A 17,918-nucleotide genomic window follows, 5' to 3' on the forward strand; every position below is an offset into this window, starting at 1 on the left:
CCGCCCCCTCGATGATCCCTCGCGTTCCAGGACCCCCGACCATGGACACGACCCACCGTCTCTCCCGCCTCACTCTCATGCTGCACTGGCTCGTCGCCACCGCGATGATCGCCATGACGATCCTCGGCTTCTGGCTATGGTTCGTCGAAAGCGGAACGCCCGAGCGGCGTCTGACGATGGACCTGCACAAGTCGATCGGCACCCTCGTGCTGGTGGTCGCGTTCGCTCGCGTGGTCTGGCGCCTTCGTGTCGGGCTGCCGCCGGCGGCGGACATGTCCGCGAGCGCCCGGCAGGTGCGGCTGGCCCACGCCGCCCACATGGCCCTGCTGGCGGTGACGGTGGCGATGCCGGTCTCGGGTCTCATGCGGTCGATCGGCGGCGGTTATGGACTGGTCGTGTTCGGCGTGCCGGTGGTGGAGAAGGGGCCGAAGTACGAGCTGGTCGCCGACATCGGGGCGGTCGTTCACCAGGCTGCCGCCTATCTGCTCGTGGTGCTCGTGGTGCTGCACGTCGCCGCTGCCATCAAGCACCATGTCGTCGATCGCGACAGCACGCTCGACAGAATGCTGGGACGATCGGTGGCCGGCGGCGCCTGAGCGTCGGCGCGAACCGGGGCCCGGGATGCGCCGGGCGGTGATCCTGAACGAAGCGGTGCCTTCTAGACGAAAGGGAACGGCGGTGAATCGCCTCGATATCGGATTGCGTGCGGTCGGGACGGCGGCGAGCCTCGTCGTCCTGGGCCTCGGCGTCGAGACCCTGGCGACCGCGCCAGTGTCGCCCTGGGCGACGGCGTCGCTGTTGTTGTTTCTCGTCCTGCTGGCGGTGACCACGCCGTTCATCGCCGGCCGGCCGGCCAACTTCTTCGGCCTTGTCGCCGCCCTGTTTTCGACCCTGGTCCTCGGGCGTCTGTTCTCGACCATGCGACTTGGCGGGCCGTCCGAAGCCGAGCTGGGCTCCATCGATCCGCTGCTGGTGGCCGAGACCGGCCCGGGCATTCCGGCCCTCACCTGGAGCACGACGGCATTGGTGCTGCTGATCGCGGTCCAGATGCTGCTGATCGCCTGGCGTCACCAGACTCTCGGTGTCGACCGCGGCCTGCCGGGACCGGCCAGGCAGGCCACCTACAACGAATGGGTCATTACCTTCATCCGCCTCTATGTCGGGCTGATGTATGTGGCCCACTTCGCCGGACACCTGTTCGCTGGCCCGCCGGCATTCGGCGTGTTCGTCGCCTACTTCGGCAGCCTCGGATTGCCGTTCCCCGAGGGCTGGGTCATCCTCGCGGGGGTGATCGAGCTGGCTGCGGCGATCGGTGTCGCCTTCGGATTCATGACCCGCATCGCCGCGGTGTGCAGCGTGATCTACCTGTTCGTCTCGGTCGGGCTCGGCGGCCACTACGGCGTCGGCTATGTCTGGGTGCTGCCGACCGGCGGCTGGGAGTTTCCGGCGTTGTGGATGTTCGTCACCGCCATGATGGCGGCGGCAGGTGGTGGCGCGATCTCGATCGACGCCTTGCTGCGCGAGCGCGCTCGCACGCTACCGGGGGTCCTGCGCGCCGCCGTCGCCTGACTGTCGTTTTCCCTCTCTCACCGTCCCGTCGTTCACATCTCGTCCGAGGAAGAAATCATGAAAGCCGTCGCACTGACCCGCTATCTGCCCATCGACGATCCCGAGGCGTTCCGCGACGTCGACCTGCCGAAGCCGGAGCCGCAGGGCCACGACATCCTGGTCGCCGTGAAGGCCGTGTCGGTCAATCCGGTCGACACCAAGATCCGCGCCCCGAAGGACAAGGTGGAGCCGACGCCCCGCGTGCTCGGCTGGGACGCCAGCGGCGTCGTCGCGGCGGTCGGGCCGCAGGTCACCCTGTTCCGTCCGGGAGACGAGGTCTTCTATGCGGGCGACATCACCCGGTCCGGCAGCAATCAGGAATTCCAGCTCGTCGACGAGCGGATCGTCGGCCGCAAGCCGAAGACCCTGACGCACGCCGAGGCGGCGTCGCTGCCGCTCACCGCCATCACGGCCTGGGAAGCGTTCTTCCATCGCCTGCGTATCGACCGCCACGGCGCCCATGCGGGGCAATCGATCCTGATCATCGGCGGCGCCGGCGGCGTCGGGTCGATCGGTATTCAGCTCGCCAAGCGGGCCGGCCTCGTGGTCATCGCCACCGCGTCGCGGCCCGAGACCATCGCCTGGGTGAAGGATCTCGGCGCCGACCATGTCGTCGATCATCGTCGGCCGATGGTCGATCAAGTGCGCGGGCTCGGCTTCTCGTTCGTCGATCATGTGGCGATCTTCAACGACATGCGGCACTGGAACGACGCCGTCGAGCTGATCCGGCCGCAGGGCGGCATCGTCACCATCGACGACACCGACAAGCCGATGCCGATGGCCGGCATGAAGAGCAAGGCGGCGAGCCTCCACTGGGAGTTCATGTTCGCGCGGCCGATGCACCGGACGCCCGACATGATCGAGCAGCATCGGCTGCTCGACGCGGTGGCCGACGAGATCGACGCCGGGCACCTGCGCGCGACCGTGACCAAGATTCTGTCGCCGATCGACGCCGCCAACATCCGGGAGGCGCACCGACTGATCGAGAGCGGCCGCACCATCGGCAAGATCGTGGTCGAGGGATTCTGATCGCACGCGGCGTTAGTCCGGCGGGCGTGCCGTCACCACGACGAGCGGCACGCCGGTGTCGTCCGGGCTGTCGAGCCGGTCGACGACGAAGCCGGCGGCAGCCAGCTCGCGGCGGAGCCCGTCGACGATGCGCGGACGCCCCGTGTGGCTCGGCGCCTGGTGAATCAGGTGGAGGCGGCCGCCGCGCGACAGCGCCGCCGCCAGCACCGCCAGCTCGGCGCTGCCGTCCAGCCAGAACAGGTTGACGTCGATGGCGAACGCCTTGGTGAAGGCGCCGGGCGGCAGCCGCGCGTCGCGAAGCGACACCTCCAAGAACGCCACCGTGCCGGCGGCGACGTGCGCGGCGTTGCGGTCGCGCGCCGCCGCGATGGCGACGGCGGAGCGATCGATCGCCGTGAGGTGGCTGCGGGTCAGGCGGGGTGCGATCGCGGCCACGGCGACGCCGCGGCCGCAGCCGATCTCCAGCACGCGATCGTGGGGCGCCAGATCGAGGACTGCGAGCGCGGCCGCGATGCGGGCCGGCACCGGCGGCTCCGCGCGCTCAGCGCTGCGGCCCCGCGGGCGTGGGTCCATCAGCCCCGCTCCGGGCGCTGCGCGGCCGGTGTCAGACGCTCGATCAGAGCCCGTGCGGCGAGCGGGTTCGTGGCCTTGAATCCGCTGATCACGTAGGCGAACACGTCGCGGCCGACCGGCCGCGGCGGCGTCGCCTCGACGGGTGTCAGCTCGGTCACCGGCGCGCCGGCCGCGAGGGTCCGCAGGCGCTCGGCCCAGTCGTCGAGCGCCGCCGCCGGATAGCCGAGCGGCTCGTGCTCCTGCGTGCCCATCAGGCGCACATAGACGAACGGAGCGGTCGGGTCGGCGATCTGAGGATATTCGGAATCCGCAGCGAGCACGATAGCGACGCCATGGGCGCGTGCGGCCGCGATGAAGCTCGGATCGCGAAAGCTCTCGTGCCGCACCTCGATGGCATGGCGCAGCGGGCGACCCTGGTGCTGCTTCGGCAGCAGCGCCAGGAACGCCTCGATCTCGGTGTGGTCGAACCGCTTGGTCGGGGCGAGCTGCCAGTTGATCGGCCCGAGCTTGTCGCCGAGCGTGACGACGCCGTCGATGAAGCGGGCAATCGACTCGCCGGCATCGGCGAGCGAGCGGCGATGCGTGGAAAAGCGCGGCGCCTTGACGGCGAACACGAAGCCGTCCGGCGTCTCGTCGCGCCACTTCGCGAAGGTCTCGGGCTTCTGGGAGCCGTAGAACGTGCTGTTGATCTCGATGGTGCCGAGGCGGCTCGCCGCATGGGCGAGCTCACGGGTTTTCGGCAGCCCTTTCGGATAGAAAGTCTGCCGCCACGGCTCGTAGATCCAGCCGCCGATGCCGACCCGGATGGTCCCTTGCTCGCCGCCCACGCCGCCGCTCCCGCTCTCGTCCATCCGATTTGTCCGGACCGTCCATGCTAGAGCAGCACGGCCGCGGCATGGTGGCAGCCCGGTAGGCGGAGCGGCCGGCTCGTGTGGGGGGGCGCCTGTCGAGACCGCAGGAATCGACTATCGTGCGCGCGACCGTCGATCTCTGGGCGAGGCTTCCGACCGTGACCGTGACCCTCTACGGCATCAAGGCGTGCGACACGATGAAGAAGGCGCGCGCCTGGCTGGACCAGCACGGCGTCGCCTACGAGTTCCACGACTACAAGGTCCGGGGCATCGACGCGGCGCGGCTGCGCGCCTGGGCTGCCGTGGTCGGCTGGGAGACACTGCTCAATCGCGCCGGCACCACCTTCCGCAAGCTCGCCGATGCCGACAAGGCGAACCTCGACGAAGACCGGGCGATCGCCCTGATGGCGGCGCAGCCGTCGATGATCAAGCGGCCGGTGCTGGACATCGGCGGCACCCTGCTGGTCGGCTTCTCGCCGCAGCGTTACGCGGCGGCACTGCGCTGATGTGAGAGGACGCGGGCGAGCGTGCTGCGGCACTCGCGCAACCGTTCACGCGCTTGCGATCCTTGCCGCCGCTGCGCCGCGAAATGGTCACGCCGATTTCGTCTCGCGTTCGCATCCGCCGTGTATTCGCAAGGTCGCCCCTGCAAGAGGAGGACCGTGCGATGGGAAAGCTCATGTTCCGATGCCCCACCACCGGGCGGAGTGTCTCCACCGGAATCCCGGTGAGTCGTGAAGCGTTCGCGGCGATGCCGGTGTTCTTCAGCCGCACCTTTTGCCCGCACTGTCGCGACACGCACGAATGGTTCGCGCGGCAGGCATGGGTGGGCGAGCACACGGACGCCGAGGCCGGAGCGGCGAGCCGCCATGTCGCCTGATCGGTGGTGTGAACGTGCCGGGCGGCGGCGCGTGAGACGTTCGACGCACGACCTCGCCGACGCGCGCCTCGCCATAGGCGTGCAGATTTCCTGTCGGAAGACGAATCTTCGGACGATGTCCGCATTTGTCCCTGCGGAAAACCGCGGCTGCGTTCAACGCCGCACGGGAGTACCTTGACAGTCGACCCGCCGCCCGAACCGATCCGAGCCGCCTGGCGACAGCCGACAGTGGTTATGGGCCAGCTCCGGACGGCGGGGACCCCACAGCATGGTGATGCGATCATCGTCCCGGCGGCTTTCGCCGGGATCGCGATCTCAACACTCCCGGAACCGATGGCGAGCCGACGACGCGGAAGCAGGATCAGCCGTCGCAGATCGCAGTTGCGATCGGGGCCCGCCCGGCCACCACCTCACACCACCAGATCTCGATATTCGGAATGGGCGTCGATGAACCCGGCCACATAGGGGCACACGGGTCGGACGCGGAGGCCACGCGATCGGGTCGCATCGAGGGCGCCGCGCACCAGTCGTGAGGCGACGCCGCCGCCCCGTAAGATCTCCGGCACCTCGGTATGCGTAAACACCAGCGTATCGCCCTCGCGGCGATAGGTCGCGATGGCGACCGCGTCGCGGATTGCCAGCTCGAAGCGGGAGCGGGCGGGATTGTCACGAACCTGCTCGGATGTGCGATGGTCTGTGTCGCGGTCGGGTTCGGTGTCGCGCATCGTGCGGTGGGCGGTGTCGTTGGTCATCATGTTCTCCTGATCATCCGAGAAGCTTCAGCAGCAGGACCAGCAGCACGATCCCCACCAGGCCGCCGATGAAGATGGCGCGGCGTCCGCGCGTGCGCAGCACGATCTGCCCGCCCCGGGCCTTCTCGGCCGGGTAGGGCGCCGGCGTCTCGTCTTTCGGGGGCGGAGCGGGCTGGGCGGGGCCTTCGCGAACCGGCATCGAGCATCCTCCTGCGAAGGCAACGCCACAGTCGCGGGAGGTTCCATCCGGCCGGCGCGAGGCCAGAGGATTTTCCGGCGAAGTGGAGGCCGGTTCGCCGTCGAAAATGCGACCATGCAAGAACTTCTGGAGCGGAGCCCGATCGCGTTGGATCGGGTTCCGCTCTAGCGCAGACCTTCGTCTGGAATGTCGAGCAGGAGCCCGCACGCCTTGCAGTGCACGGCATCGGGATCGTGCCGAAGGAGGCCGCAGCGCGGGCAGTGGAACCGCACCTTGGTGGGCTGGAGCAGGGTGCGCACGAGATTGAGAAACAGCGTCACCCCGAGGATCATGATCACCACCGAGATCAGCCGGCCCGAGGTGCCGGGCAGGGTGATGTCGCCGAAGCCCGTGGTGGTCAGCGCCGTCACGGTGAAATAGAGCGCGTCGGCGTAGTTGGCGATCGCCGGATTGGTGGCGCGTTGAGTCTCGTAGACGATGCCGGTCATCACGAAGATGAAGACCGAGAGATGGACCACCGCCAGCACCACCTCCTCGCGACGGCGGAACCACTCGCTGTCGGCGCGCAGACGCGCGAGAAGCTGATAGGTGTGCAGCAGCCGCACGGTGCGCAGCACCCGCAGGAAGCCGGCCGCCTCGCCGACCAGCGGAGCCAGGAACGACACGATGGCGGCGAGATCGGCCCAGGTGGCGGGATGCATCAGCTCGCGCAGACGGCGGCGGGCGATGATGAGCCTCACGACAAAGTCGGTGGCGATGATCAGGCCGAACAGCACGTCAAGTTGCTCGATGCGGTCGGTGCGCGGCAGGAACGAAGTCACCACGATGAACACCAGCGTGAGCAGATCGAAGGCGAGCAGCCCGTAGCGGAAACGGTGCGCCTCCGGGGTGTCGGACTCGTAGTAGTGCCGCAGCGTCGCGATGAGGCGCCACGATGGTGTGCGAGGGCGGGCGGTCGGCGGGGGGCTCGTCACGGGTGTCTCCTCGCCGGATGGTAGCAGGCGGGGCAGGGGGAGCGAAGCGCAGCGTGTGCTGAACCTCGCGGCCGACCGGAACGACAAATCCCCCATGGTTGGTTCCAGCATGGAGACCGCATGGCGTTCGGATTCGTCTCGATCCCGCTCGACGAGGCCCGCGCCGGCCTCGACCTCGACGCGCATTTCGCTGATCGCACCACGCTCGACGACATCGTCGTCGCGGCGCCGCGGCCATCCTTGCTGGTGGTTCGCTACAGCGGCAATCACGCGGTTTCGGCGGGCGATCTCGACATGGATGGGCTGGTGACCGCGAGCGTCGCCGGGGTCGTGGTCGATGGCGACCTGGAGCTGTTCGGCGCCATCCTGAACCGGCGGGCGGAGGCGCAGCCGGCGTTCCTGTGGGTGCGCGGCAGCCTGCATTGCCGCGCTCTGGTGCTGCGGCGCATGGACGTGGTGGTCGATCGAAACCTCACGGCGGGCCTGGTGGTGGCGAACGGCGAGGACTGTCATCTCGCCATCGGCGGCGACGTCCACGCCGATCGGATGATCGTCGACGACGGCGCCGTGGCCAGCGTGGGCGGGCGGGTCGCCGCCAAGGGCTGGAACGGCTCGGCCGCCGCCCGCGTCGCGTTGCGGCGCAGCCGCTGGGCCGACGAGGTGCGGCCGGAGCTGCGCAAGGCGTTCCTCGGTCCGGACGGCGCGCTCGCCTGCACGGGCGGCAGCCTCGAGCTGGTCCAGGCGCTGCTCGACGGCCGCGACATCCTGCGGCCGGAACCATGAGGGCGTTCGGGCCGGCGATGGTCGCGCCGGCTGCCCCCGGCGGCCCGTCGCCGAACACTCGCCCGCACGGCGCCGCCATGGCGGCGCAGGCGCGACACAATCGCGGCGCAGGGTCGGCCGCATCGATGATCAGGATCGGGCGGGATGGGACTCCGATGTCCCGGCGTTCGCTCTCGGAGCGGGATCTGCTCCAACAGGATCGGACTCCGCTATAGAAGTCCTTATTCCATCGCATTTTCGACGGCGAACCGGACTCCACTTCGCCGGAAAATGCTCCAGGGTGCGGGCGGGACGCGGTGAGCAAGTCGGCGGGGCGAGGGGCTGTCCGGGCGCGACGCCCGGTAGGGCTCGGAATTCTGACATTCGTGCTGGTCACCGGCTTGGCGATTCTCGCGCCGGCCGGGGCCCAGCCGGTGGGCGACCCGCGGGTCGAACGAGGGCGCCCGCCGATCGGCGCGGCGCGGCCGGCCTTCCGCGGGCCTGCGGTTCATCCGCCGGCGGGTCGCGCGCCCGCCATGATGATGCCGGGTCCGCGCGGACCTTCGGTTCACCCCTCCGGCTCGTTTCCCGGCGCGGGGGCGCCGCCGCCCGGGCTCGCCCGGCCGGGTTTTGGTCGGCCCGGTTTGGCCGGTCCCGGACCAGCCCGCCCCGGACGGCCCGAGGTGGGCGGCGTCCGCCCCGGCGGCTTGCCGCGCCCCGGCGGACCGCCCGCCGCCGCCGGCAGCCGGCCGGGTGTCCAGCCCGGCCTGCCACGCCCGGAGATTGCCGGCCGCGGTCCCGGCGGCATGGTCGGACGTGGCCCCGAAGGGTGGCCCGGATGGTCACGCCCCGGCGTGCTGCCGCGTCCCGGCGCGCTGCCGCGTCCCGGCGCGCTGCCGCGTCCGGGTGGTCCGGCAGCACCGGGGATCGCCCGACCGGGACTCCCAAGACCCGGCTTCGGCCAGCCTGGCTTCGCGCGTCCTGGCTTCGGGCGTCCTGGCTTCGCGCGTCCCGGCCTCGCCGGCCCGGGGATCGCCCGTCCCGGCTGGGGAGGGCCCGGACCGGGGCTGCCGGGACGGCTGGGGCCGTTCCGCTCGCCGGCGGCCGCCGCGTGGGCGGTGATGCGGCCCCGCTTCTACGTGCCGCCGCCGCCGAGCGTCGGGCCGCCTCCCGGCCTCGGCATCGGCCGCACCTTGCACGAGCGCACCTACAGCGGCCTGCCGCCGCGCCAGGAGACCCGCTTCGTCCAGCGCGAGGTGGTGGTGCAGGTCGCCGACACGGTGCCGCGTGCCGAGGTCGAGGCGACGGCCCGCCGGCTCGGCATCACCATGGTCGAGCAGCACGGCTTCGCCGGCCGCACGCTCTACCAGTTCCGGGCCGCCGAGGGCCGGGATGTGCGCGACGTCATCCGCGGCCTGGAGCGCAATCGCATCGTCGCCTCGGCGCAACCCAACTACGTGTACCGGCTCGACCAGGCGGTGACGGTGCCGGTCGATGCGGCCGCGTCCCCCACACCCGTACCCGCGGCAGCCCCGCCCGCGGCAGCCCCGCCCGCCGCCGCGGAAGACCCGCTGCCGCCCGGCGATCCGAGCCAGTACACGGTGGAACGCCTGCGCCTCGCCGCGGTGCACGAGAAGGCGCGCGGCCGTCGCATCGCCGTCGCGGTGATCGATTCCGACGTCGATGCCCGCCACCCGGATCTGCACGGCGCCGTGGTGGAGCGCTTCGATCCCGGCGGCGCCGCGGCGCGCCCGCATGTTCACGGCACCGGCATGGCGGGCGCCATCGTGGCCAAGTACCGGCTGCGCGGCGTGGCGCCCGACGCCACCATCGTGGCCGTCAAGGCGTTCGACGAGCGCGACCGCGGCCCCGAGGCGACCACCTTTCAGATCCTCAAGGGCATCGACCACGCCATGCGGCGCGGCGTGCGGGTGATCAACATGAGCTTCGCCGGCCCGCACGACGCGATGATCGCCCGCAAGCTCCAGGAAGCCTACGACAAGGGCATCGTGCTGGTCGCCGCGGCCGGCAATGCCGGGCCGAAGTCGCCGCCGCTCTATCCGGCGGCCGATCCGAACGTCATCGCGGTGGGGGCCACCGACCGTGCCGACAAGCCGTTCGCCCAGGCGAGCCGCGGCAACCACGTCGCGGTGGCGGCCCCGGGTGTCGACATCCTGGTGCCGGCTCCCAACGGCGCCTACCAGCTCAGCACCGGCACCTCGGTGGCGGCCGCCCATGTCAGTGCCGTCGTGGCCCTGATGCTGGAGAAGCGGCCGGACCTCACCCCCGACGAGGTGCGGGCCATCCTGGTGGGCAGCGCCACGGCGCTCTCCGGCGCGGCCGAGACCGAGGTCGGGGCCGGGCTCGTCGATCCGCTCAAGGCGCTCGACTACGAGCCGCCGGAGCCGGCCGAGCCGGCGGTCGCGGGCGGTCCCGGCGCCACCCCGGCAGGGCCGGCGAGTGTGCCGCCGGCTGCCGCGGCGATGCCAAGTCCAGCCCCGGCCACCACCCGGCCGGCCCAGGCGGAGGGGCGGCCGACACGGTGAATGACGTTTCCGTGTGGTGCGCCCTTCAGGGTTGTGCTCGGTGCGGCTTCGGTCAGACTGAATTCCGGCGTGAGCCTTCCGTCTGAAACGGATGCTCCGTCACGTCCGACGGTGTGGCCAGAAGATTGAGTTGATTGAAGATCAGGTATCGTAGACTGGTTGAGGAATCCTCGTAACCGATCGTATAGGGGGATCGACTTACTGAAGATTATCGCATTTCGATAACAAAGTTACAATTTCAGTTGAGTTTCGATGCCTTCTTTTTGTCTAATTTCGAGCATTGGTTGTGATTGTTTTCGATCGTTCTGCTGTCGATGGCTCTGCCATCACTCGTTCTGTACTCGATCGTTCTAGCCGTCGGAGGAGGCCGCCATGGCGGGATGGCCCTATGTGACGTCTGGCGCCGCGTCGGACCCGTCTGCCCAGCCTGCTCCGGGCGACGCGGACGAGATCGGCGATCCGCCGGGCAGCCCGGCCTATTTCGGGACGGCCGCCATGGCGAGCGCGGCCGCAGGCGCGCCGCCGACCAGCAACTGGCCGGCTCCGGCGGTGGGATCGCCCCCCGGCAGCGCCGCCTATCACGGGACCGCCGTGGCGGTCGGCGCCGCGGGTGCCGCGTCCGCGCGCCCCGACGACGATGTCGGCGATCCGCCCGGCAGCCCCGCCTATTTGGGCACGGTGACGCCGCCGCCCGCCGAGCCTTCCGCCCAACGCCCCGGCGAAGCCGACGGGTCGCCGGTCGCGGTCGGCGACCCGCCGGGCAGCCCGGCCTATTTCGGCAACGCGGCCCCCTGAGCCGCCCCCTCCCGAATTGATCCTTCGGCGCCGGTGACGGCGCCCGCCCGGGTCGCCGCACCGCTGGTGCGGTCCCGACCAAACCCGTCGTCCCGTGCCATCCGGGCCCCATGCCGATGCGGTGCGCTCTGCGGCGCGCCAGGGAGGCCGCATGTCTGAATGTCTCGTCGTCCTCTCGGCCGCCACCGCGGCCGACGTGCTGGCCGCGCTGCGCAGCCGGTTTCGAGTGATCAGCGCGCTGCCGCCGCGTCTGGCGGTGGTCGATGTCGATGATGGGGAGGCCGAGTCCGCACTGGTGCGCCTGCGCGCGACGCCAGGGGTCGAAACAGTCCTTGCCGATCCGGCGGCACCGATCCCGGGTGGGCTCACGGGGGACGAGCTGCTGTTCGTCGATGCCTGGCGGCAGCGTCCGGCGCTGCGCAGCAAGGCGCGTCCGGGCGAGGGGCTGCCCTGGGACGCGGAGGGGTTCGAACCGCCCGATCGCCCGCGTCGCCGCTGAGCGCTCGGATCGACACCACGACCACTATGGGAGGTGCGACATGGCCGGTGACTTGAACTTCCCGGAATATCTCAGCGTGCTCGACGATGCGGCGGCCGCACTGGCCCTGCATGCCGCCCCGCGGCCGATGCGCTTCGTGCACCGCTACGGCGATCGTGTGCTGATCGGGACAGACCCGGTGCCGCTGCCGGCCGGGACGGCGCAGCGGGCCCTCACCGAGGCGAGCGCGCCCGGTGCCGCCCTGCCGGCCGACCTCGACGAGACCGAGCGGCTCGGCGTCGAGGCGTTCCAGCTCCGCCTCCAGCCCGAGTTCCTGAGCGCCAAGCAGCAGCGGCCGCGCGACGGCCAGCCGTGGAACATGCAGGGCTGCACCGACGTCGCCCAGGCGCTGCCCGAGGCGGCACGCGCCGCCCTGGCGGCCGAGGCGGCGGCACCGACCAGCGCCTATCTCGAAGGCAGCGTCGCGGTCGGCATCGTCATCGTCGAAGGCCCGACCGCCGACCTGCAATTCAGCGCGGTGGAGCGCACCAAGGTGGTGGCCGAGGTGCAGAACGGGCTGAGCTGGCTGGCCGCCCAGAACCCGGCGGCCGGCATCTCGTTCAGCTACGACATCCGCACGGTCCGCATCGCCACGCCGCCCAATCCCGGCGCCGCCGATCTGGAGGCGGTATGGCGCGATCCCGCCATGGCGGCGCTCGGCTACACGGCCGACTGGAACGGCGTGGTGCGCTATGTCGAGGACAATCGCACGCGCTTCCGCACCCGCTGGACCTATGTGGGCTTCTTCACCAAGTACCCGCTGTTCCACTTCGCCTATGCGAGCATCGGCGGTCCTCGCCTGGTGATGGACTATGCCAACGACGGCTGGGGACCCGATAACATCGACCGCGTGTTCACCCACGAGAGTGGGCACGTCTTCGGCTGCCCCGACGAGTATGCGGCGAGCGGCTGCACCTGCGGCGGCTCCTGGGGCCGCTTCGGCCGCCCCAACTCGAACTGCGAGAACTGCGCGCCCGGCGGCGGCGTCGCCTGCCTGATGAAGGCCAACACCTTCGCGATGTGCAACGTCACGCCGGCGCATCTGGGCTGGCTGCGGCCGTTCCCGCCGGTGCGCGGCAACCCGGTGCTGATCCAGGGCCGCTTCGGCACACCCGGCAATTTCGAGCTGCTGGTTCCCGGAGCCGCCGACGGGCTGCTGTTCTCCTGGCGCGACAACAGCCGGCCCGAGATGTTCTGGGCGCTGCCGCTGCCCTTCGGGCTCGGCGCCGGAGCGGTCGACGGCGTCGGCATGATCCAGAGCAATTTCGGCTCGCCCGGCAATCTCGAAGCGGTGGCGCGCACGGGCGACCGGCTGCACTTCTACTGGCGCGACTCCGGGCCGGCGTTCCGCTGGAACGGGCCGTTTCCGCTGTTCGGCGGCGCCCGCGGCAACCCGGTGCTGATCCAGAGCCGCTTCGGCAGCAAGGGCAATTTCGAGCTGGCGGTGCCGGCGGCGGCGGGTGGCGGCTTCCTGTTCGCGTGGCGCAACAACGACGTGCCGGCGATGCCGTGGTCGGCGCCGGGGCGCATCGGCGGTGGCGAGATCGAGGCGCTGACGCTGATCCAGAGCCGCTTCGGCGCGCCGGGCAATCTGGAGCTGATCGCGCGGGTCGGCGACCAGCTCCATTTCTACTGGCGCGACTCGGGGCCGGCGTTCCGCTGGAACGGGCCGTTCCCGCTATTCGGCGGCGCCCGCGGCAATCCGGTGCTCATCCAGAGCCGCTTCGGCAGCAAGGGCAATTTCGAGCTGGCGGTGCCGGCCGCGTCCGGCGGCGGCTTCCTGTTCGCGTGGCGCAACAACGATGTGCCGGCGATGCCGTGGTCGGCGCCGATGCGTGTCGGCCGCGGCGAGATCGAGTCGCTGACGCTGATCCAGAGCAGCTTCGGGACGCCGGGCAATCTGGAATTGATCGCGCGGGTCGGCGACCGGCTCGATTTCTACTGGCGCGACTCGGGGCCGGCGTTCCGCTGGAACGGGCCGTTCCCGATCACCACGTTGCCGTGACCACAGCACCGCCGTGAGGGACGGGGCGGCCGGGCGAACTTTCGGCACCGGCCGACGTTGGACCGGGCGGCGCGCATCCCGCGCGCCCGGTCCTTCACCCACGGCAGGCACGCCCATGATCAAGCTCGGCTACAAGCTGATGTCCGAGGAGCACGGCCCGGCCGACCTGGTCCGCAACGCCGTGCGGGCCGAGGAGGCAGGTTTCGACTTCGCGGCCATCTCGGACCACTTCTTCCCGTGGCTGGAGGAGCAGGGGCACTCGCCGCTCGCCTGGACGGTGCTCGGCGCCGTCGCCCAGGCCACTCGGCGCATCGGCCTGATGACCGCGGTGACCTGCCCGACCTTCCGCTACCATCCGGCCATCGTGGCCCAGGGGGCCGCCACGGTGGCGCTGCTGAGCAACGACCGCTTCACGCTCGGGCTCGGCGCCGGCGAGCGGCTCAACGAGCACGTCGTCGGCCTCGGCTGGCCGGGCCGCGCCGAGCGGCAGGAGCGGCTCGCCGAAGCGATCGACATCGTCCAGGGCCTGCTGTCGGGCGAGATGACCAATTACAGCGGCCGCTGGCTCAGGCTCGACCACGCGCGCCTGTTCGATCGCCCCCAGCGCAAGGTGCCGGTGGTGCTGGCGGCCGGCGGCCCCAAGGCGGCCCGCCTCGCCGGCGAGAGGTGCGACGGCCTGATGGCCACCGAGGCGCGATCCGACCTGATCGACGCCTACAAGGGCGCCGGCGGCCGCGGACCGCGCTACTGCGAGGTGGCGCTGTGCTGGGCCGAGCGCGAGGACGACGCCCGCCGCACCGCTCACCACTATTTCCGCTGGTCGGCGACCGGCTGGCCGGTGATGGCCGAATTGCCCGATCCCGAAGGCTTTGCGGCCGCGAGCGAGAGCGTGACGCCGGAGATGGTGGGCAAGCTGGTGAGCTGTGGCCCGTCGGCCGAGCAGCATCTCGCCGCCATCGACAAGTACGTCCAGGCCGGCTTCGACCACATCGTGCTCACCCAGGTGGGGCCGCGCCAGGAGGAGTTTCTGGCCTTCGTGCGGCGCGAGCTCGTGCCCGCGCTCGGTCGCCGCAAAGCGGCGTAGCGGCGGCCGGGCGCCGCCGCTACAGGGGCCCGTCAGCGACTAGACGCGGCGCTTCATGTCGACATAGTCGCGCCGGGTGTGGCCGGTGTAGAGCTGGCGCGGCCGGCCGATCTTCTGGCTCGGGTCGGCGATCATCTCGGTCCACTGGGCGATCCAGCCGGCCGTGCGGGCGAGCGCGAACACCGCCGTGAACATGGCGGGCGGGAAGCCCATCGCCCGCAGCGTGAGGCCCGAGTAGAAATCGAGATTCGGGAACAGCTTCTTCTCGGTGAAGTAGTCGTCCCGCGCGGCCGCCTGCTCCAGCTCCAGGGCGACGTCGAACAGGCGGTCGTCGCTGCGCGTCGCGGTCAGCACCTCGCGGCAGATGTCCCGCATCAGCTTGGCGCGCGGATCGTAGCTCTTGTAGACGCGGTGCCCGAAGCCCATCAGGCGGAACGGATCGTCCGGGTCCTTGGCGCGGGCGAGAAACTCCGGGATGCGGTCGGGCTTGCCGATCTCGGCCAGCATCTTCAGCGCCGCCTCGTTGGCGCCGCCATGCGCCGGGCCCCACAGGCAGGCCACGCCGGCCGCGATGCAGGCGAACGGGTTGGCACCCGACGAGCCGGCGAGCCGCACCGTCGAGGAGGAGGCGCCCTGCTCGTTGTCGGCGTGCAGGATGAGGATGCGGTCCATGGCGCGGGACAGCACCGGGTCCACCTTGTACTCCTCGAACGGCACCGAGAAGCACATGCGCAGAAAGTTGGAGGCGTAGTCGAGATCGTTCTTCGGGTACACGAAGGGCTGGCCGGTCGTGTACTTGTAGGCCATCGCGGCGATCGTCGGCATCTTGGCGATCATGCGGATCGAGGCCAGCGTGCGCTGGTGCGGATCGGCGATGTCGGTGGAGTCGTGATAGAACGCCGACATGGCGCCGACGCTGCCGACCATCACGGCCATCGGATGCGAGTCGCGGCGGAAGCCCTGATAGAAGCGCGCCATCTGCTCGTGCACCATGGTGTGGTGCGTGACGCGGTAGTCGAAATCGTGCTTCTGCCGCACCGTCGGCAATTCGCCGTAGAGCAGGAGATAGCAGGTCTCCAGGAAGTCGCCGTGGGCGACCAGGTCCTCGATCGGGTAGCCGCGATAGAGCAGGACGCCTTCGTCACCGTCGATATAGGTGATCTTCGACTCGCAGCTCGCCGTCGAGCTGAAGCCGGGATCGTAGGTGAACAGGCCGGCCTTGCCGTAGAGCTTGCCGATGTCGACGACGGCCGGCCCGGCGGTGCCGTGGTGGAGCGGGAACGTGTGGCTCTCGCCGTCGATCGTGAGGGTTCCGGTGCCGTGGGCGGCGCGGGAGTCGGCCATGATCTCCTCGGGTGCGAGGTCGGGGGAAACGGGACGCAGCAACGCGACGCAGCAAGTTCGGGATAACAGGTTCGAGATCGCAGGCTCGAACACCAGGTCCGATCATAGTCCGACCATCGAGTCCGATGCCGCGACCCCATCCAGGATGCAGGATCGGCGGTGACGAGGGTCGAACGGTGCCCGGTGTCGCGCCAGTTTGCCCGATGCTAGAGCATCTTGACGGCCCCGGCAACGCACTCGGCGAGCGCGGTGCCGGGCCTTTTGCGTCGGTCAACGGCGCCGGACGAGGTCGAGCAGGCGCGCCCAAGGGCCCGGCCGTGGCAGTGTCGCCAGGGCTGTGTCCATGGCGCGCGCGAACTCGGCCGTCATGGCGGCCAGGCACCGCGGCAGCTCCGGGCCGCCATGGATGCGCGCGAACACCGCGTCGTAGTCGGCGAGCACCGCGGCGGTGGTCTCCACGATCGTCTCGTGGCGGCACCAGACGACGAACTCGTGATACGGCAGCTTCTCGCGCAGCGGCACGTCCTCGCTGACCACGATGCAGCCGCGCGACAGCGCCGGCAGCACCCGGAACTCCTCGATGGCGTGGTGGTGCGCAGTCTGGTGCGGATTGACGATCACCTTGGCGCTCGAATAGAGCCGCTCCAGGCCCGGGCGGTCGAACACGCCGGTGACGTTTCGGTATCCCGGGAACCGCGCGGTCAGCGCCGCCACGATCGGGGTCCGGCGCGGCTCGGCGATGTTGTTGAAATTGGTGAGCACGTCGATCGGACGGTCGCGCCCGGCCGCGTAGGCGAACGGCAGCGACGGCGCGTAGACGATCTTGCGCAGGATCGCGTCCGGAAAGATGCCGCTGGTGGCGAGGTTGACGATGTTCGGCACGTTGTACTCGACCACGATGTCGGCGGTCTCGTAGAGCTCGGGATTGACGACGCGCACCAGGTAGGTCTCGCGCGGATCGAACATCGAGGGGATGACGCCGGCCGGGGTCCCCGGCGCGACGCTGCGGCCGCCCGGTAGCACCAGGTTGTGCTCGTCCTGGAAGAAGATCGTCAGCCGTGACGGCTTCACCCGGCGCGCCGCGAGATGGCGCAGCACCAGGTCGCGGTTCATCAGCAGAGGCGAGTCGTTGACGAGCGGCATCGCGGCCCCCGGGGCGGCTGCGTGTCGCACGGGACAGGGCCGGAGGGCAAGGTGGCGGCGCCCATCATGGGCCACGAAGCCAATGCGGGCTGCGGCCGTCAGCGGAAGCCGATCCGGGGGCACCCCACCCGATCCGGACCACCTCCGCCGATCAGCCGACCGCGTCAGTCGACCGCATCAGTTGATCCGGCGCCAGGTCTGTGCCTTGCAGACCAGGCCGCCGAGCGCGCAGCCTTCCAGCTTCAGCGACGAGGCCCCCTGCATGGTGATGTAGCCCGTGTAGGTCTTGCCGTCCTGGGCGTTGTAGACGCTGCCGGCCCACTGCTCGGGCTTGCCGCTCGGCTTCATGTTCAGGACGATCGGCACGCCGAGCAGCGGGCGGTTGCGCTTGTCGGCATCGGCGTTGTTGGCGTCGAGCTTGGGCTTGCCGGTCGCCGGGTCGTTGGGCTCCCGCAGCCAGGAGATCGAGCCGCACAGGGCGCCGCCGCAACTGCCGATGGCAATGCGCGAGCGGCCGTCCTCGGTCAGCCAGGTTCCCTTGGGGTCGGCGGCCGCCGCCGGTGTGGCGAGTGTGGCCAGGAGCAGGGCGCCGATCATCAGGGCGCTGCGGGCGACGGCGCGAGGCAGCGCGAGGGCGTTGCAGGCGAGAGCGACGGACGTCGGAGTCCGGACCGAGAACGTCATGGCGTATTCCCCCTTCCGCCGATCGGGGCGGTGATCGTGCTGGTTGTGGATCGTTGGTCTTGGGCGCGGGCTAGGCCGCTGGACCTGCCCATTGTGCCGGGTCGCCCACGCGGCCGCGAGCCTGCACGCCCCGGTCATTTCGCCGCGGTGC

19 protein-coding genes are annotated in these 17,918 nt (G+C 70.4%); 11 read left to right on the top strand and 8 right to left on the bottom strand.

Translation table 11 applies throughout. The annotated features are described in order from the left end of the window. The first annotated feature begins 41 nt into the window (after nucleotides 1-41). The 3 genes from ACFQUV_RS07960 (at nucleotide 42) to ACFQUV_RS07970 (ending at nucleotide 2,637) form a co-directional block, all read left to right on the top strand. Nucleotides 42-596, top strand: coding sequence for a cytochrome b (locus ACFQUV_RS07960; RefSeq protein ID WP_165364157.1), 555 nt, complete (start codon nucleotides 42-44; stop codon nucleotides 594-596). An 82-nt stretch (nucleotides 597-678) separates the two neighbouring features. Then, nucleotides 679-1,569, top strand: a complete 891-nt coding sequence (locus tag ACFQUV_RS07965) for a DoxX family protein (RefSeq protein WP_207211584.1) — start codon at nucleotides 679-681, stop codon at nucleotides 1,567-1,569. Between the two features lie 57 nt (nucleotides 1,570-1,626). Next, on the top strand, nucleotides 1,627-2,637 hold the full coding sequence (locus tag ACFQUV_RS07970) for a zinc-binding alcohol dehydrogenase family protein (protein ID WP_129611104.1): 1,011 nt from the start codon (nucleotides 1,627-1,629) through the stop codon (nucleotides 2,635-2,637). Nucleotides 2,638-2,649: 12 nt separating this feature from the next. On the opposite strand, the gene ACFQUV_RS07975 is transcribed toward ACFQUV_RS07970, so the two are convergent. Further along, complete coding sequence (locus ACFQUV_RS07975) at nucleotides 2,650-3,210, bottom strand: cyclopropane-fatty-acyl-phospholipid synthase family protein (RefSeq protein WP_129611105.1); 561 nt, start codon at nucleotides 3,208-3,210, stop codon at nucleotides 2,650-2,652. Continuing rightward, a complete protein-coding gene (locus tag ACFQUV_RS07980) occupies nucleotides 3,210-4,061 on the bottom strand; it encodes a DUF72 domain-containing protein (RefSeq protein ID WP_129611106.1) in 852 nt (283 codons plus the stop codon). Before ACFQUV_RS07980 ends, ACFQUV_RS07975 begins: the two co-directional genes overlap by 1 nt. Before the next feature lie 158 nt (nucleotides 4,062-4,219). On the opposite strand from ACFQUV_RS07980, the gene ACFQUV_RS07985 reads away from it, so the two are divergent. Both ACFQUV_RS07985 and ACFQUV_RS07990 read left to right on the top strand, forming a co-directional pair. Beyond that, nucleotides 4,220-4,567: an ArsC family reductase gene (locus tag ACFQUV_RS07985; RefSeq protein WP_129611111.1), complete on the top strand. Its 348-nt coding sequence runs from the start codon at nucleotides 4,220-4,222 to the stop codon at nucleotides 4,565-4,567. 161 nt (nucleotides 4,568-4,728) lie between these two features. Then, the gene (locus ACFQUV_RS07990) at nucleotides 4,729-4,941 is read left to right on the top strand and encodes a hypothetical protein (protein ID WP_129611107.1); all 213 of its coding nucleotides are present in this window, start codon (nucleotides 4,729-4,731) and stop codon (nucleotides 4,939-4,941) included. A 410-nt stretch (nucleotides 4,942-5,351) separates the two neighbouring features. Here the strand turns inward: ACFQUV_RS07990 and ACFQUV_RS07995 are convergent, their stop codons facing one another. The 3 genes from ACFQUV_RS07995 to ACFQUV_RS08005 form a co-directional block, all read right to left on the bottom strand. Continuing rightward, nucleotides 5,352-5,693, bottom strand: coding sequence for a GNAT family N-acetyltransferase (locus ACFQUV_RS07995; RefSeq protein ID WP_244601729.1), 342 nt, complete (start codon nucleotides 5,691-5,693; stop codon nucleotides 5,352-5,354). Between the two features lie 13 nt (nucleotides 5,694-5,706). Further along, complete coding sequence (locus ACFQUV_RS08000) at nucleotides 5,707-5,892, bottom strand: hypothetical protein (protein WP_129611108.1); 186 nt, start codon at nucleotides 5,890-5,892, stop codon at nucleotides 5,707-5,709. A gap of 164 nt (nucleotides 5,893-6,056) precedes the next feature. Continuing rightward, complete coding sequence (locus ACFQUV_RS08005) at nucleotides 6,057-6,806, bottom strand: potassium channel family protein (protein WP_129611113.1); 750 nt, start codon at nucleotides 6,804-6,806, stop codon at nucleotides 6,057-6,059. A gap of 180 nt (nucleotides 6,807-6,986) precedes the next feature. Here ACFQUV_RS08005 and ACFQUV_RS08010 point away from each other — a divergent pair, with 180 nt between their 5' ends. The 6 genes from ACFQUV_RS08010 (at nucleotide 6,987) to ACFQUV_RS08035 (ending at nucleotide 14,596) form a co-directional block, all read left to right on the top strand. Then, nucleotides 6,987-7,649, top strand: coding sequence for a hypothetical protein (locus tag ACFQUV_RS08010; RefSeq protein ID WP_129607948.1), 663 nt, complete (start codon nucleotides 6,987-6,989; stop codon nucleotides 7,647-7,649). A gap of 1,100 nt (nucleotides 7,650-8,749) precedes the next feature. Beyond that, the gene (locus ACFQUV_RS08015; RefSeq protein ID WP_378394530.1) at nucleotides 8,750-10,174 is read left to right on the top strand and encodes a S8 family serine peptidase; all 1,425 of its coding nucleotides are present in this window, start codon (nucleotides 8,750-8,752) and stop codon (nucleotides 10,172-10,174) included. Between the two features lie 372 nt (nucleotides 10,175-10,546). Further along, nucleotides 10,547-10,969 (top strand): hypothetical protein, encoded by a 423-nt coding sequence (locus ACFQUV_RS08020; protein ID WP_129607410.1) that lies wholly within the window; start codon nucleotides 10,547-10,549, stop codon nucleotides 10,967-10,969. Nucleotides 10,970-11,120: 151 nt separating this feature from the next. Then, nucleotides 11,121-11,468, top strand: a complete 348-nt coding sequence (locus ACFQUV_RS08025; protein WP_129607409.1) for a hypothetical protein — start codon at nucleotides 11,121-11,123, stop codon at nucleotides 11,466-11,468. 40 nt (nucleotides 11,469-11,508) lie between these two features. Further along, on the top strand, nucleotides 11,509-13,512 hold the full coding sequence (locus tag ACFQUV_RS08030) for a hypothetical protein (RefSeq protein ID WP_129607408.1): 2,004 nt from the start codon (nucleotides 11,509-11,511) through the stop codon (nucleotides 13,510-13,512). A 115-nt stretch (nucleotides 13,513-13,627) separates the two neighbouring features. Then, a complete protein-coding gene (locus ACFQUV_RS08035) occupies nucleotides 13,628-14,596 on the top strand; it encodes a TIGR03557 family F420-dependent LLM class oxidoreductase (RefSeq protein WP_129607407.1) in 969 nt (322 codons plus the stop codon). 39 nt (nucleotides 14,597-14,635) lie between these two features. Here ACFQUV_RS08035 and gltA read toward each other — a convergent pair whose 3' ends face one another. The 3 genes from gltA to ACFQUV_RS08050 form a co-directional block, all read right to left on the bottom strand. After that, nucleotides 14,636-15,940: a citrate synthase gene (gene gltA, locus ACFQUV_RS08040; protein ID WP_129607406.1), complete on the bottom strand. Its 1,305-nt coding sequence runs from the start codon at nucleotides 15,938-15,940 to the stop codon at nucleotides 14,636-14,638. A 270-nt stretch (nucleotides 15,941-16,210) separates the two neighbouring features. Further along, nucleotides 16,211-17,083 (bottom strand): cell wall-binding repeat-containing protein, encoded by an 873-nt coding sequence (locus ACFQUV_RS08045; RefSeq protein ID WP_129607405.1) that lies wholly within the window; start codon nucleotides 17,081-17,083, stop codon nucleotides 16,211-16,213. 177 nt (nucleotides 17,084-17,260) lie between these two features. Further along, nucleotides 17,261-17,767 carry a DUF2147 domain-containing protein gene (locus ACFQUV_RS08050; protein WP_244601427.1) on the bottom strand — a complete coding sequence of 169 codons (507 nt, stop codon included), beginning with the start codon at nucleotides 17,765-17,767 and terminating at the stop codon, nucleotides 17,261-17,263. Nucleotides 17,768-17,918: the final 151 nt, after the last annotated feature.

The sequence above is a fragment of the Rhodoplanes sp. P11 genome (assembly GCF_964266735.1).
Taxonomy (GTDB): domain Bacteria; phylum Pseudomonadota; class Alphaproteobacteria; order Rhizobiales; family Xanthobacteraceae; genus Rhodoplanes; species Rhodoplanes serenus.